The organism is Streptomyces sp. NPDC001222 (assembly GCF_042896945.1).
Classification (GTDB): Bacteria; Actinomycetota; Actinomycetes; order Streptomycetales; family Streptomycetaceae; genus Streptomyces; species Streptomyces gibsoniae.
In genome coordinates, this window is sequence record NZ_JBIAXT010000009.1 from 66,886 (window position 1) to 80,797 (window position 13,912).

At 72.4% G+C, this 13,912-nt stretch carries 12 protein-coding genes and 2 pseudogenes; 6 read left to right on the plus strand and 8 right to left on the minus strand.

Annotation, left to right across the window (positions count from 1 at the left end):
• Positions 1 to 9: 9 nt before the first annotated feature.
• Genes ACFY2Z_RS15015 through ACFY2Z_RS15025 form a run of 3 tightly spaced genes read right to left on the minus strand, consistent with a single transcriptional unit; the run spans position 10 to position 3,178 of the window.
• Positions 10 to 864 carry a sugar phosphate isomerase/epimerase family protein gene (locus ACFY2Z_RS15015; protein WP_390744601.1) on the minus strand — a complete coding sequence of 285 codons (855 nt, stop codon included), beginning with the start codon at positions 862 to 864 and terminating at the stop codon, positions 10 to 12.
• A complete protein-coding gene (locus ACFY2Z_RS15020; RefSeq protein ID WP_390744602.1) occupies positions 861 to 2,030 on the minus strand; it encodes a dihydrodipicolinate synthase family protein in 1,170 nt (389 codons plus the stop codon). The genes ACFY2Z_RS15015 and ACFY2Z_RS15020 overlap by 4 nt, the downstream gene beginning before the upstream one ends.
• Positions 2,027 to 3,178 (minus strand): Gfo/Idh/MocA family protein, encoded by a 1,152-nt coding sequence (locus tag ACFY2Z_RS15025; protein WP_390744603.1) that lies wholly within the window; start codon positions 3,176 to 3,178, stop codon positions 2,027 to 2,029. The genes ACFY2Z_RS15020 and ACFY2Z_RS15025 overlap by 4 nt, the downstream gene beginning before the upstream one ends.
• Positions 3,179 to 3,501: 323 nt before the next feature.
• On the opposite strand from ACFY2Z_RS15025, the gene ACFY2Z_RS15030 reads away from it, so the two are divergent.
• From ACFY2Z_RS15030 to ACFY2Z_RS15040, 3 genes and pseudogenes are all read left to right on the plus strand, one after another.
• The gene (locus ACFY2Z_RS15030; protein WP_390744604.1) at positions 3,502 to 4,542 is read left to right on the plus strand and encodes a LacI family DNA-binding transcriptional regulator; all 1,041 of its coding nucleotides are present in this window, start codon (positions 3,502 to 3,504) and stop codon (positions 4,540 to 4,542) included.
• Positions 4,543 to 4,626: 84 nt separating this feature from the next.
• Entirely contained in the window at positions 4,627 to 5,427 is an 801-nt protein-coding gene (locus tag ACFY2Z_RS15035; protein ID WP_390744747.1) for a sugar phosphate isomerase/epimerase family protein, read from the plus strand.
• 219 nt (positions 5,428 to 5,646) lie between these two features.
• A pseudogene (locus ACFY2Z_RS15040) lies at positions 5,647 to 5,904 on the plus strand (MFS transporter); the annotation flags it as partial.
• Here ACFY2Z_RS15040 and ACFY2Z_RS15045 read toward each other — a convergent pair.
• The 3 genes and pseudogenes from ACFY2Z_RS15045 to ACFY2Z_RS15055 all read right to left on the minus strand — a co-directional run.
• A pseudogene (locus tag ACFY2Z_RS15045) lies at positions 5,885 to 6,243 on the minus strand (alpha/beta hydrolase); the annotation flags it as partial. The pseudogenes ACFY2Z_RS15040 and ACFY2Z_RS15045 overlap by 20 nt on opposite strands.
• Positions 6,244 to 6,363: 120 nt before the next feature.
• A complete protein-coding gene (locus ACFY2Z_RS15050; protein ID WP_390744605.1) occupies positions 6,364 to 7,056 on the minus strand; it encodes a GNAT family N-acetyltransferase in 693 nt (230 codons plus the stop codon).
• Complete coding sequence (locus tag ACFY2Z_RS15055; protein ID WP_390744606.1) at positions 7,053 to 7,988, minus strand: EamA family transporter; 936 nt, start codon at positions 7,986 to 7,988, stop codon at positions 7,053 to 7,055. Before ACFY2Z_RS15055 ends, ACFY2Z_RS15050 begins: the two co-directional genes overlap by 4 nt.
• 89 nt (positions 7,989 to 8,077) lie before the next feature.
• Between ACFY2Z_RS15055 and ACFY2Z_RS15060 the strand changes: the two genes are divergently transcribed.
• The 3 genes from ACFY2Z_RS15060 (at position 8,078) to ACFY2Z_RS15070 (ending at position 11,842) form a co-directional block, all read left to right on the plus strand.
• Positions 8,078 to 8,995, plus strand: coding sequence for a LysR family transcriptional regulator (locus ACFY2Z_RS15060; RefSeq protein WP_390744607.1), 918 nt, complete (start codon positions 8,078 to 8,080; stop codon positions 8,993 to 8,995).
• Between the two features lie 308 nt (positions 8,996 to 9,303).
• Positions 9,304 to 11,163, plus strand: a complete 1,860-nt coding sequence (locus tag ACFY2Z_RS15065; protein ID WP_390744608.1) for a glycoside hydrolase family 3 protein — start codon at positions 9,304 to 9,306, stop codon at positions 11,161 to 11,163.
• 79 nt (positions 11,164 to 11,242) lie between these two features.
• Positions 11,243 to 11,842 carry a hypothetical protein gene (locus ACFY2Z_RS15070; RefSeq protein ID WP_390744609.1) on the plus strand — a complete coding sequence of 200 codons (600 nt, stop codon included), beginning with the start codon at positions 11,243 to 11,245 and terminating at the stop codon, positions 11,840 to 11,842.
• A 23-nt stretch (positions 11,843 to 11,865) separates the two neighbouring features.
• Here the strand turns inward: ACFY2Z_RS15070 and ACFY2Z_RS15075 are convergent, their stop codons facing one another.
• A complete protein-coding gene (locus tag ACFY2Z_RS15075; protein ID WP_390744610.1) occupies positions 11,866 to 13,290 on the minus strand; it encodes a S28 family serine protease in 1,425 nt (474 codons plus the stop codon).
• A gap of 125 nt (positions 13,291 to 13,415) precedes the next feature.
• Positions 13,416 to 13,802, minus strand: a complete 387-nt coding sequence (locus ACFY2Z_RS15080; protein WP_390744611.1) for a hypothetical protein — start codon at positions 13,800 to 13,802, stop codon at positions 13,416 to 13,418.
• Positions 13,803 to 13,912: the final 110 nt, after the last annotated feature.

The following is a 13,912-nucleotide window of genomic DNA, read 5'->3' on the forward strand; positions in this document are numbered from 1 at the left end:
CCCCGAGGCTCACCGCACCACATGCTCCACGAACCGCGCCACCGTCTCCGCAAGGACCTCCCGGCCGTCTCGCGCCCACAGCTCGTCGTTGAACAGCTCGACCTCGATGGGCCCGATGTAGCCCGCGGCCTCCACCCGGCCCGTCCACTCCCGCAGATCGACCGAGCCGTCGCCGAGCCGGCCCCGGCCGTTGAGGGCGCCCTCGGGCAGCGGGGTGGTCCAGTCGGCGAGCTGGAAGGCGTGGAGACGGCCGCCGGCGCCCGCGCGGGCGATCTGCTCGGGGGCCCTGTCGTCCCACCAGATGTGGTACGTGTCCACGGTGACACCGACCTGTTCGGCGGGGAACCGCTCGGCGAGGTCCAGCGCCTGGGTCAGGGTCGAGACGACACAGCGGTCGGCGGCGTACATCGGATGGAGCGGTTCGACGGCCAGCCGAACCCCCCGCTCGGCCGCGTAGGGGCCAAGTTCCCCGAGCGCGTCCGCGATCCGCTCGCGCGCGCCGCGCAGATCCTTGGAGTCGGCCGGCAGGCCGCCCGACACCAGCACGAGCGTGTCCGTGCCGAGTGCGGCGGCCTCGTCGACCGCGCGGCGGTTGTCGTCCAGGGCACGCGCCCGCTCGCGCGGGTCGGTCGCCGTGAGGAAACCGCCCCGGCACAGCGTCGTCACCGTCAGCCCCGCCTCGCGCACCAGCCTGGCCGTGGCGTCCACGCCGTACGCCCGGACGGGCTCGCGCCACAGACCCACGCCCCGTACACCCAGGGCGATACAGGCGTCGACCAGTTCGGGCAGGCTGAGTTGACGTACCGTCATCTGATTGACGGAGAGCCGCGAGAGCCGCTCCGTTGCCGTGCTCGTGCCGCTCATGGAGTCACTCCGTACAGGGTCAGCAGGGTCCTCATCCGCGCCTCCGCCCGCTCCGGGTCGGGGAACAGGCCGAGGCCGTCGGCGAGTTCGTACGCCGTCGCGAGATGCGGCAGCGAACGGGCCGACTGCAGTCCGCCCACCATCGTGAAGTGCTCCTGATGGCCCGCGAGCCAGGCCAGCAGGACCACACCCGTCTTGTAGAAGCGGGTGGGCGCCCGGAACAGATGGCGGGACAACTGCACCGTGGGGTCGAGGAGTTCCCGGAACCCCTTCACATCGCCCGTGTCCAGGACCCGTACCGCCTCGGCCGCGAGCGGGCCCAGCGGGTCGAAGACGCCGAGCAGGGCATGGCTGAAACCGTGGTCGTCACCCGCGATCAGCTCGGGGTAGTGGAAGTCGTCGCCGGTGTAGCAGCGCACTCCGCCGGGCAGCCGCCGGCGCAGTTCGGTCTCGCGCCGGGCGTCGAGCAGCGAGATCTTGACGCCGTCCACCTTGTCCGGGTGCGCGGTGACGACGTCCAGGAAGGTGCGGGTGGCCGCGTCCAGGTCGGTGCTGCCCCAGTAGCCCTCCAGGGCCGGGTCGAACATCGGGCCGAGCCAGTGCAGGACGACCGGTTCGGCGGCCTGGCGCAGCAGACGGCCGTAGACGTCGAGATAGTCCTCGGGGCCCCGCGCGACCGCGGCCAGCGCGCGGGAGGCCATCAGGATGGCCTGGGCGCCCGAGTCCTCCACCACTGCGAGCTGTTCCTCGTAGGCGGCGCGGATCGCGTCGAGGCCGTAGGGCCACCCGATCTCGGTGGGGTGCAGCTGGTCGGTGCCCACGCCGCAGGCGATCCGGCCGCCGGCCGCCCTGGCCTCGGCGGCGGACCTGCGGATCAGTTCGGCCGCGCCCGCCCAGTCCAGGCCCATCCCGCGCTGGGCGGTGTCCATGGCCTCGGCGACCGCCAGGCCGTGCGCCCACAGATGGCGCCGGAAGGCGAGGGTCGCGTCCCAGTCGAGGGCGGCGGGCGCGTCGGGGGACACGTCCGCGTACGGGTCGGCCACGACATGGGCCGCCGCGAAGACCGCACGGGAGGTGAAGGGCGTGCCCGGGGTGAGGGCGAGGGGCGTCCGGCGCGGTGTGTAGGTCCGCAACCGGCCTTCGCCGTCCGGCAGTCGGAGGGTCACAGCGCGATCTCCGGTACGTCGACACGGCGGCCCTCGGCCGAGGACCGCAGCCCGAGTTCGGCGAGCTGCACACCGCGGGCGCCCGCCAGCAGGTCCCAATGGTAGGGCGCGTCGGCGTACACATGCCTCAGGAACAGCTCCCACTGCGCCTTGAAGCCGTTGTCGAACTCGGTGTTGTCCGGCACCTCCTGCCACTGCTCACGGAAGGCCTCCGTGGCGGGCAGGTCCGGGTTCCAGACGGGTTTGGGGGTGGCCGAGCGGTGCTGGACGCGGCACCGGCGCAGACCGGCGACGGCGGACCCCTCGGTACCGTCCACCTGGAACTCGACGAGTTCGTCGCGGCCCACGCGCACGACCCAGGAGGAGTTGATCTGGGCGATCGCGCCGCCCTCGAGTTCGAAGATGCCGTAGGCGGCGTCGTCGGCCGTGGCGGCGTAGGGCTTGCCCTTCTCGTCCCAGCGCTGCGGGACATGGGTGGTGGCGAGCGCCTGTACGGACCGCACCCGGCCGAACAGCTCGTGCAGCACGTAGTCCCAGTGCGGGAACATGTCGACGACGATGCCTCCGCCGTCCTCGGCACGGTAGTTCCAGGACGGGCGCTGCGCGGGCTGCCAGTCGCCCTCGAAGACCCAGTAGCCGAACTCGCCGCGGACGGACAGGATCCGGCCGAAGAAGCCCCCGTCGACGAGCCGCTTCAGCTTGCGCAGGCCCGGCAGGAAGAGCTTGTCTTGGACGACCCCGTGCCGGATGCCCTTCTCCTGGGCGAGACGGGCCAGTTCCAGGGCGCCCGCCAGGCCGGTCGCCGTCGGCTTCTCGGTGTAGACGTGCTTGCCCGCCGCGATCGCCTTCCGCAGCGCCTCCTCGCGGGCCGAGGTGACCTGGGCGTCGAAGTAGATCTCGACGGCGGGATCGGCGAGGACCGTGTCCAGGTCCGTCGACCGGTGCTCGAGGCCGTACTGCCGGGCGAGCTCGTCGAGCGCGTGCGCGCGGCGGCCGACGAGGACCGGTTCGGGCCACAGCACGGTGCCGTCGCCCAGGTCGAGGCCGCCCTGTCGGCGGATGGCCAGGACGGAGCGGACCAGATGCTGGCGGTGGCCCATGCGTCCCGTGACGCCGTTCATGGCGATACGCACCGTCTTGCGTGTCACGTCGGTTCCCTCCGTACGCGTCCGGCGCCGCGTACGCTCAACGGTGAGCGTGACGGCAAGCGCTTTCTACGTCGTGAGACGCTAGCCGCCGTCCGACGGGCCGGACAAGACCGCGTCACGGGCGAGTCGAGGTGTCGCCGGACGGCGCGCCCCCGTACGGCCGGACGCCATCTTCTCGCAATCCGTCACCTGGCGTGACGCCGTGGTCACAAAAGCCGTTGAGTTGTCCGATCCGTCGAACAAAAGGGAACCACGGGCCTGTACAGGGGTGTCCGGAGAGCTGTAGATGGATTCCTGACAAAGCACGCGACCGGAGGACGACGATGACGGTGACCCTGGCAGACGTGGCGGCGCGCGCGCAGGTGTCGCCCGCGACCGTGTCACGTGTGCTGAACGGGAACTACCCGGTCGCCACCGCCACCCGGGAGCGGGTGCTGCGCGCGGTCGACGAGTTGGACTACGTCCTCAACGGTCCGGCGAGCGCACTCGCGGCGGCCACCTCCGACCTGGTCGGGATCCTGGTGAACGACATCGCCGACCCGTTCTTCGGGATCATGGCGAGTGCGATCCAGTCGGAGATCCGCGGCCCGGGAGGGCGGGCCGGCGGCGAACGGCTCGCCGTGGTCTGCAACACCGGCGGCTCGCCGGAGCGGGAGCTGACGTATCTGACGCTGCTCCAGCGGCAGCGGGCGGCCGCCGTGGTGCTGACCGGCGGCGCGGTGGAGGACTGCGCGCACCAGGAGGCGGTGGGCGCGAAGCTGAGCAAGCTGGCGGCGGCGGGGACACGTGTGGTGCTGTGCGGGCGGCCGCCCGCCCCCGAGGCGATCGCGCTGACCTTCGACAACCGCGGCGGCGCACAGCGGCTCACCGAGCATCTGATCGGGCTCGGCCACCGGCGGCTCGGCTATGTCGCGGGCCCGGAGGAGCGCACGACCACCCGGCACCGTCTGGAGGGCCACCGGGCGGCCCTGGCCGCCGCCGGGATCGAGGACGACCCGCGACTGACGGTGCACGGGCGCTACGACCGCCGCGCGGGCTACGAGGCGACGCTCGAACTGCTGCGCCGCGAGCCGTCGCTGACGGCGGTCGTGGCGGCGAACGACACGGTGGCGCTGGGCGCGTGCGCTGCGCTGCGCGCCTTCGGCCTGCGCATCCCCGAGGACGTGTCGGTGGTCGGCTTCGACGACCTCCCCTTCGCGATCGACGCGGTGCCGGCCCTGACGACGGTACGGCTGCCGCTCGCGGAGGCCGGGGCCCGGGCGGGGCGGATCGCCATGGGCCGTGAGGAGCCGCCGCCGGGCGGGATCGCCATGGTGCCCGGCGAGCTGATGGTGCGGGGGTCCTCGGGGGCGCCCCGCGGCTGAGACGCCGGGGGCGTACGGCGCGCCACACCGGCCGTGCCCCGAGGACAGGCGTTACCGGCGGGTGGCGGGGTAGTTTCCGTGACCATGAAGCTGGCGTTCTCCACCCTCGGTGTCCCCGGTCTGCCCGTAGCAGACGTCGTCCGGCTCGCGGCTGCGCACGGCTATCACGGTGTCGAACTGCGCACCCATCCCGAAGAACCCGTGCATCCGGGCCTCGGACCCGCCGAACGGGCCGCCGTGGCCGCCGAGTTCAGGGCCTCCGGCGTCGAGATCCTGGGACTCGCCGGGTACGCGCGCGTCGCCGCGCCCGGCGACGACGCACCCGTGCTCGCCGAGATCCGCGCGCTCCTGGAGCTCGCGCGCGACCTGGGCGCCCCCTTCGTGCGCGTCTTCCCCGGCGGCGGCACCGAACAGCCTCCCGAGGAGGCCGACGCCACGGCCGCCCGGCGCCTGGGCACTGCCGCCGAGTACGCCGCCGACCTCGACGTACGGATCCTGCTGGAGACGCACGACTCGCATCGCACCGGGGCGGACGTCCTGCGCGTCCTCGGCGCGGTCGGCCACCGCCATGTGGGCGCGCTGTGGGACGTGATGCACACCTGGCTGGGCGGCGAGCAGCCGCAGGAGACCTACGCGGCCCTGTGCACCTACCTCGGCTACGTCCAGGTCAAGGACATCGCCTCCGCCGACGACAGCACCCCGCTGCCGCTGGGCGCCGGCGTCCTGCCCATCACCGAGTGCGTGGAGGTCCTCTCCCGCCACGGCTGGGACGGCTGGCTGTGCTGGGAGTACGAGAAGCGCTGGCACGAAGCGGCGGCGCCGCTCCCGGAACTGCTCGACGCCGGCCGGGACCACCTGGCACGACTGCTCAGCGAGTCGGCGTAGCGCGGTGCGATCGGACCGAGAGTGCGGGATGAGCGAACGCACCCTCTGTGGACTGCCCGTGGGCTGAAGCGTGCGCGTCACCCCCCTGCACGTCTGGGAGCGACAACCCTTCCTCGGCTGGAAAGACTGAGTTCCGGCCCCGGGTCCTGGGGTTGCGCAGGCCCCACGCGGCCGAGAGCGGAATGCAGGGTGAGCTGCATGGCACATAGAGCACGCCGTCGGCTCCCGGACGCTCTCCTCGGCCGGGTCACGGCCGCCGAGCAGAGCGTCGGCCAGGCGGGCCCCACCCTCGGCAACCTGCGCGGGGGTCTGGTCGCCGGCTGGACCTCCGGCGCGACCGCGCCGGTCAGCGGGGGTCTGCTGTGTCTGCTGTGTCTGCTCGCGGTGGTGTTCGTGGGCACGAGCACTCCGGAACTGCGGCAAGGGGCCAAGTCCCCCACTGGCACCGCCGTCGAGGCTACGCCGGGCGTGCCGTGAGCCGTGCGGAGGCGTTCAGGCACCAGTCCGGTACGGCGGGCCAGGAGCCGTAGCCGGCGTCCAGGTCGAGGTGGGCGGCGCCGGGAAGGATCTCGGTCGGGATGCCGAGGGGGTCGCCGAAGACGGTCCGCGCGCCTTCCGGGCAGTACGGGTCGTCGCCACCCGCGACCAGACGGGTGGGCGCGGGCAGGCGAGACCGTCGAGGGGCGGCGGGGCGAACTCCGCCACCTCCTGGTGCCGTAGGAGGACGGAGCCGGCCGGCGGGGCCACGAGCAGCACCCGGTCCACGGCGAGGCCCTTCACTCCGCGAGCGACGGCGTGCAGCCACAGCACGGCGGCCGTTCTGCACCGCGAACGGCTGCACGGGATCGTCGGTTCCCAACGACGAGGGTGAGGTTCAGCTTTGGTGCCTCGCTCACACGGGCCGCAACCCGACCCACGACACATTCCGGCGCGTGTTCACTGACCACGCGCGGGTGACCCGAGAGGAATGACCCCGACCCGCCCCTGTCTGACCCTCTCCCCCGACGCCTGGGCCAGCTTCCTGACCCTTGCCTCCAAGGGCGCGCGGCGTTCGGGCCACTCCTGTGCCGTGATCGAGTAGATCGCGGAGTCCCGGAGGCGGTCCTCCTCGCCCGGCGTCCAGGAGCGGGACCAGTTGCGCAGGACGCCCTCGAAGCGGGCGCCGGTGCTCTCGATGGCCGCCCGGGAGCGGGCGTTGCGTGCGTCGGTCTTCAGGTCGACGCGCGCGACGCCCCACTCCTCGAACGCGTGGCGGAACAGCAGCAGTTTGGACTCGGCGTTGACACCCGTGCCCTGGGCCGACCGGGCCAGCCAGGTGAAGCCGATCTCGATGGCGTCGAGCCGGTCGTCCGACAGCCAGCAGCGAGGGTCCCAGAAGGAGGTGGTGCCGACCACCCGGCCCGTGGCGAGGGAGATCTGGGCGTACGGCGCCAGTCGGCCCGCCGCCGCCCGGGCGTGCTGGGCGTCGATGTAGTCCCCGACCTCGTCGGCTCTGGGCACCCAGGTGTACGCATAGGAGGTCCGGTCCTCCTCCGCCGCCACCGCCAGGCCGGCCGCGTGCCGGTGCTCCAGCGGCTCCAGGCGCACGAGCGTGCCCTCCAGGACCGGTCCCCTCAAGATGAACGTCACCGTTGAAGCGTGGCGGATCCGCTCGTCGGCGTCGAATGGATTTCGTGCTCCTTCACACGTACCTCCGCCGACCGGACCCCCTTCGGAGCCAGGGACGTCAGCGCCACCCCGCCCACCAGCAGCGCCGCCGCACCCCAGCGCAGCGGAGTGATCTGCTCCCCCAGGAACAGGGCGGCGGACGACATGCCGAAGACGGGGACGAGCAGGGAGAACGGGGCGACCGTGGACGCGGGGTGGCGGCGCAGCAGCCAGCCCCACGCGCCGAAGCCGAACACGGTGGTGATCCAGGCGACGTAGAGGACGACGCCCACACCCTGCCAGTTGAGGGCGCGCAGGGCCGACAGGTCGCGGGAGGGGCCCTCGGTCAGCAGGGACAGGCCGAGCAGGGGCAGAACCGGCACGGTGCTCACCCACACCATGAAGTTGAGCGCGTCGGGCGGGGACGCCTTGCGGGTCAGGACGTTGGACAGGCCCCAGAAGGCCGCCGCCGCGATCACCAGGGCGAACGCGCCGAGCGGGCCGGCCGTGCCCTCGTCGACGGCCGCGAGGACGACTCCGACGAGGGCCACCGCCATCCCCAGGGCCCGTATGCGCGTGGGCCGTTCGCCGAGGGCCGCGAAGGCGATGAGCGCGGTGAAGACGGACTGGATCTGGAGCACCAGGGAGGACAGTCCGGCGGGCATGCCCGCGTTCATCCCGAGGAACAGGAGGCCGAACTTGGCCACGCCCAGGACGAGGCCGACGGAGACGATCCATTTCCAGGCCACCTTGGGGCGGCCGACGAAGAGGACGGCCGGGACGGCGGCGGCCAGGAAGCGCAGGGCCGAGAACAGCAGGGGCGGGAAGTGGCCCAGGCCGATCTCGATGACCGTGAAGTTCACGCCCCAGACAGCGGTGACAAGGACGGCGAGAGCAAGGTGTGCGGGTCGCATACGTCGAGGATCCCGGCTGGCGACTGTGAAGCACCAGCGATGATTGCTGCATGATCGGATGAAGCATCGCTAATCCCTGAGGGGGGTCCATGCTCGATCTCCAACGGCTGCGCGCCCTGCACGCCGTCTCCGTCCACGGCACGGTCGGTGCCGCGGCCGCCGCGCTCGGGTACACGCCGTCCGCGGTCTCCCAGCAGATCGCCAAGCTGGAGCGGGAGACCAGAACGACACTGCTGGAGCGGGAGGGGCGCGGGGTGCGGCTCACCGACGAGGCGCGGCAACTGGCGGTTACCGCCCAGGAGTTGATGGCGATCGTGGAGCGCGCCGAGACGGATCTGGAGCAGCGGCGCGGGGTGCCGGCCGGACGGCTGACCGTGGCCGCGTTCCCTTCGGCGGCGCGCGGGCTGATGCCCGGCGTGCTCGCGGACCTGGGGCGGCGGCACCCCGCCCTGGACGCCCGGCTCACCGAGATCGACCCGCATCTGTCAGTGGACCTGGTCGCGAAGGGCGCCGTCGATCTCGCCGTCGTGCACGACTGGGACATCGCCCCACTGCCTGCGCCCTCGGGGGTGGAGCAGGCGGTCATCGGGGACGACCTGTGCGATCTGCTCGTCCCCGAGGGGCACCCGTTCGCCGGGCGGGAGTCCGTGCGGCGCGAGGAGCTGGGCGGCGAGCGATGGATCTGCCAGCCGCCGGGCCGGGTCTGTCACGACTGGCTGCTGCGGACCCTGCGGTCGGCGGGGCACGAACCGGAGGTCGTTCACCAGGCCGACGAGAACCCCACCCTCGTCGCCCTGGTCGGAGCCGGTCTCGGGGTCGCGCTCATCCCGCGCCTGGGCCGTGGCCCGCTGCCGTCCGAGGTCGTCGAGGTTCCCCTCGACCCGATGCCCGTGCGCAGGCTCTACGCACTGTGGCGCACGGGCGCGGCGCGGCGGCCGGCGATCGCGCAGACCGTGCGGACGCTGCGGGAGTTCTGGCCCAGGGCGGCGGCACGGACGACCCGCTGACCCCCCACGTGCCGACTTGAGGATTCCCGCGGCGCCCGGGGAACCCGTCCGAGCCCGCCTCCGTCCAAGGCGCAGGCTGCCGGATGAGTCTCCGCCTGCGGTGTCGGCCTCGCTGCTGGCTGCGATCGCTGACCACCCTCTCCGCCGCGCGCGGCCGGCAGCACGCCGTCATCGGCGCGCCCCCTCCACCTGCGCCGATGACGGCCCCCCGGCCGGTTACCGTGCAGTGCCTTGACTGGCAGAAACTTCCCGGATATTGGTGACTCCTCGGAAGTTTCCTTCAGTGTTCTCCTTCGGAAGGAGCGCATGTGCACGACTCCGGCACAGGAAGCACCGCACACCCCTCCAGACGCACGGTCCTCGCCGCCACGGCGGGCCTGACCGCGGCCCTCGCCCTCACCCCGGAATCCGCCCGCGCCGCCGGGCCCGACGAAACGCGGCTCACGGCCCTCATCTCCCGAATGACGCTGGAGGAGAAGGTCGGCCAGCTCTTCGTGATGCGGGTCTACGGCCACTCGGCCACCGACCCCGACCAGGCCGACATCGACGCCAACCTCGCCGAGATCGGCGTACGGACGGCGGCCGAACTGGTCGCCAAGTACCGCGTCGGCGGGATCATCTACTTCACCTGGGCGCACAACACCCGTACACCGCACCAGATCGCGGACCTCTCGAACGGCATCCAGCAGGCGTCCCTCGCCCAGCCGCGCGGCCTGCCCGTGCTCATCGCCACGGACCAGGAGCACGGCATAGTGGCCCGCGTGGGCAGGCCCGCCACCCTCTTCCCCGGCGCGATGGCGATCGGGGCCGGCGGCTCCCGGGCCGACGCCCGTACCCTCGGCCGGATCTCCGGCGCCGAGCTGCGCGCCCTCGGCATCCGTCAGGCCTACGCGCCGGACGCCGACGTGAACGTCAACCCGGCCAACCCGGTCATCGGCGTACGGTCCTTCGGCGCGGACCCGGACGCGGTGGCGGGCCTTGTCGCCGCGGAGGTGAAGGGCTGTCAGGAGTCCGGGGTCGCGGCCACCGCCAAGCACTTCCCCGGCCACGGCGACACCGCCGTCGACAGCCACTTCGGCTTCCCGGTCATCACCCACAGCCGTGAACTGTGGGAGAAACTCGACGCGGTGCCGTTCCGGGCGGCGATCCGTGCGGGGATCGACTCGATCATGACCGCGCACATCATGGTCCCCGCGCTCGACGACTCCGGCGACCCGGCGACGCTCTCCCGCCCGATCCTCACCGGCATCCTGCGTGAGGAGCTGGGCTACGACGGGGTGGTGGTGACCGACTCGCTGGGCATGGAGGGCGTGCGCCAGAAGTACGGCGACGACCGGGTGCCCGTGCTCGCCCTGAAGGCGGGCGTCGACCAGCTGCTCAACCCGCCCTCCCTGGACCTCGCCTGGAACGCGGTGCTCTCGGCCGTGCGGAGCGGGGAGCTGACGGAGGCGCGGCTCGACGAGTCGCTGCTGCGCGTCCTGCGGCTGAAAGCGAAGCTCGGGCTGCTGGACCGGCCGTACGTCACCGCGGCCGGAGTCGACCGGACCGTCGGCACCCCCGGGCATCTGCGCACGGCGGACCGCGTCGCGGACCGTACGACCACGCTGCTCGTCAACCAGCGGGGACTGCTGCCGCTGTCGCGCCGTACGCACCGCAGGATCCTCGTCGTGGGCGCGGATCCGGCGTCCCCGTCCGGCACCGACGGACCGCCCACCACCGTCCTCGCGAACGCCCTCACCGCCCTGGGCTTCACCGCGACCGCGCTCTCCACCGGCACGGCGCCCACGGCGGCGGCGATCGAGAAGGCGGTGACGGCGGCGGGGGACGCGGACGCGGTGGTCGTGGGCACCTACAACGTGACCGCGAGCAGTTCCCAGCGGACCCTGGTGACCCGGCTCGCCGCCACCGGGAGGCCGGTGGTCGCCCTCGCCGTCCGCAATCCGTACGACGTGGCCCAGCTCCCCGACGCCACGGCCTGCCTGACGTCCTACTCCTGGACCGACGTGGAACTGCGCGCGGCGGCACGGGTGATCGCGGGCCGGGTGAGGCCGCGCGGCAGACTGCCGGTGCCGGTGCCGCGGGCGGACGATCCGACGCAGGTGCTGTACCCCCTCGGGTACAGGCTGTCGTACCAGGGGTACGCCGGAGACCTCTCGAACGGCCCCTGAATGTCGCAAAGCGCCCTGGTTGTCTGGCGTGAGCCGTGGCCGCGGTTCACGCTGGACGGGGAAACCGGGGGGGTTGGCGATGCGAGGGACACACGCGTGGCTGGGTGCGCTGCTCACAGCCGCGCTGGCGGCGGCCGGGCTGTGCGGGTGCCAGTCGCCGTCGGGGGCGGCACAGGAGCGGTCGGGCGGGGGCACCTCCTCGCCCGTGGCCTCCGGATTCGGGGCCGAGTTCCTCGCCGTCGGCGAGTGCAGCTCCTTCGGGACGACGAGCTTCACCGAGGTGCCGTGCACCAGCGAGCGGGCGGCGGCGCGGGTGGTCGCCCGGTTCGACGGGGGCCAGCCGGACGGCGGTCCCGCGTGCCCGGCGACCACGGACTTCGTCCTGCACATCAGCGCGTCCGGGACCGTGCCCCGCGGCTACGCCTGTATGCGGAACCTGGAGCCGCCGCACCCCGGGGACCCCGGCGGCGGGGGCGGACCGCGCACGATCGTCGGGGACTGTGTCTACGGCGCGGGCAAGGGCGAGGTCCGCGAGACGGCCTGCGACGGCAAGGGCGGGCACGCGCCCGAGTACAAGGTCACCTCGGCGGTGTCGCGGCGCTCGCAGTGCCCGCCGTCGACCGCGTTGTACGTCCAGCTGGGCGGTGAGAAACCGGTGGGCTGTGCCCGGAAGGCGTGAGCCCTACGGGCACGGCCCGACCGTCACGGCCGAAGCGCCGGCTCCCGCTCCAAGTCCCGGCGGTCCAGCCGCGCGTCATAGTGCGCCAGCGGCCGCGCCGCCGACGGGTCGGTGCGGACCGCCGCCGGTGCCACGCCCGCCCAGTCCAGGATGCGGGCCGTGGCCAGGGTCTTCTGGTCGGCGACCAGACCGGCCACGTTCGCGCCGTGGTTCAGGCCCGGAGCCGTGAAGACGTAGGAGTCCCGCGCGCCCGCGCCGAGCCGGAAGCGCTCCGCGCCCCACGGGTCGTTCTGGCCGTAGACGAACAGCATGTGCCGTGCGTGGTGGCGCACCCAGGTGTCCACGTCCCGCATCGCCCACGGCTGGAAGCGCATCGGGATCGAGCGGGGCACGAAGTTCCGGGGCGGCTGGTAGCCGTAGCGGATCAGCGGCTTCTCGATGTACGGGAAGTGGATCGTGGGCGCGCCGAGCTGGGTGCCCGCCTGGTAGTAGTACGGCGTGTAGGTCTCCAGCCCCTGGTCCGTGTAGGCCGAGAAGCCCGAGATCGTGTCCACCGAGTCCCAGATCTGCTGGTCGGTGGCGTGGGCCGCGTCGGCGGGGACGGTTCCGCAGTCGGACAGCAGGCTGTACTGCCAGAAGCCCCACACATAGTCCAGGACGACCGCCTCGTAGGCCCGGTCCAGACCGCCGATCGTCGTGAACGTGTAGCCGCCGGCCGCCGCGAACTGCTCGTACTTCCGCTCCAGCGGCTCCCGGCGCACCAGCGCCTCGCGCTGCACCGCCTGCAGCCGGTCCCGGCACTCCTCGGTGCCGACCGTCGTGAAGAAGCGGTCGTAGGCCGAGTCCTCGTCGTTGACCACGTCGTTGGGGGCCACGTACGCGACGACGCCGTCCATGTCGTGCGGGTAGAAGCGCTCGTAGTACGTCGCCGTCATACCGCCCTTCGAGCCGCCCGTCGCGATCCACCGGTGGCTGTAGACCGGCTTGAGCGCCTCGTAGATGCGGTGCTGGTCGCTCGCCGCCTGCCAGATGTCGAGCTTCGACCAGTCGGCCGGAGCGGGGCGGGACGGCGTGAAGAAGCGGTACTCCAGGGAGACCTGGTTGCCGTCCACGATCTGCGTCGGCTCACGGCGGCCCGGGGTGGTGGAGACGTTGTAGCCGCTGGTGTAGAAGACCGTCGGCCGCGAGACGTCCTTGTGCAGGATCGTGATCCGCTGCTGGAACGTGCCTTCGGAGGGGTGCCGGTGGTCGATCGGCTGGGTGTAGTTCAGCACGAAGAAGCGGTAACCGGCGTACGGCTTCTCCTCGATCAGGCTCATCCCGGGTATCGCGAGCAGCCGGTCCTTGATGTCCGTGTCCGTCGCCGTGGCGGCGGTGGCCGTCCCGGCCGTGCTCAGCGTGCCGATCAGCACCATGAGCGCCAGCAGCCATCTGAGCGCCTTGCGCATGCACCCTCCCCTGTGAACGCGGATGTCCGCCGGAACCTAGCGGAGCAACTCCGGTCGCACCAGGGGACGTTTGGGAAGCCTGTGAAATGGCTGAGAAGATCCCCCGCCGTTCGGGACGGCGGCCGTCAGCACATGATCCAGCCGGAACTGACCGAGCCCGAGCCCACCGACCCGCGGATCCACACACAGCGGTGGCCGGCATGCACGACCACCGGCCCGGCGTGGTAGGTGAACTGCCCGCTGTCGGCGACGGGACGGCTGCCGCGCGCCTGCACGCTCACCGACATCGCCTTCCGGCCGAAGGTGTTCCTCGCCACCGTCACCGCGCACACGAAGCCGTCCCGCTTGTACACCCGCACCGAGCCGGTGGCGAACGACAGCGTGCGCACCTGCCGTCCGGAGCAGGGGTCGTCCGCCTGAGCGTGCCCGGGGCTCGCCACTGCGAGCAGACCGGACGCCGTCAGCACGGCCAGGCCGAGCGCCAGGCGCCGGCGTATCGCACCACTGTCCACTTCTCGTCCCTCCCGCGACCGTCAACGTACTGGTGTACGGACGCAGGACGTAGGTCCGATGGTTGCGTCGCACGGTTCCCCCTGCCCCATGGGGAACCGGAAATGCCCCT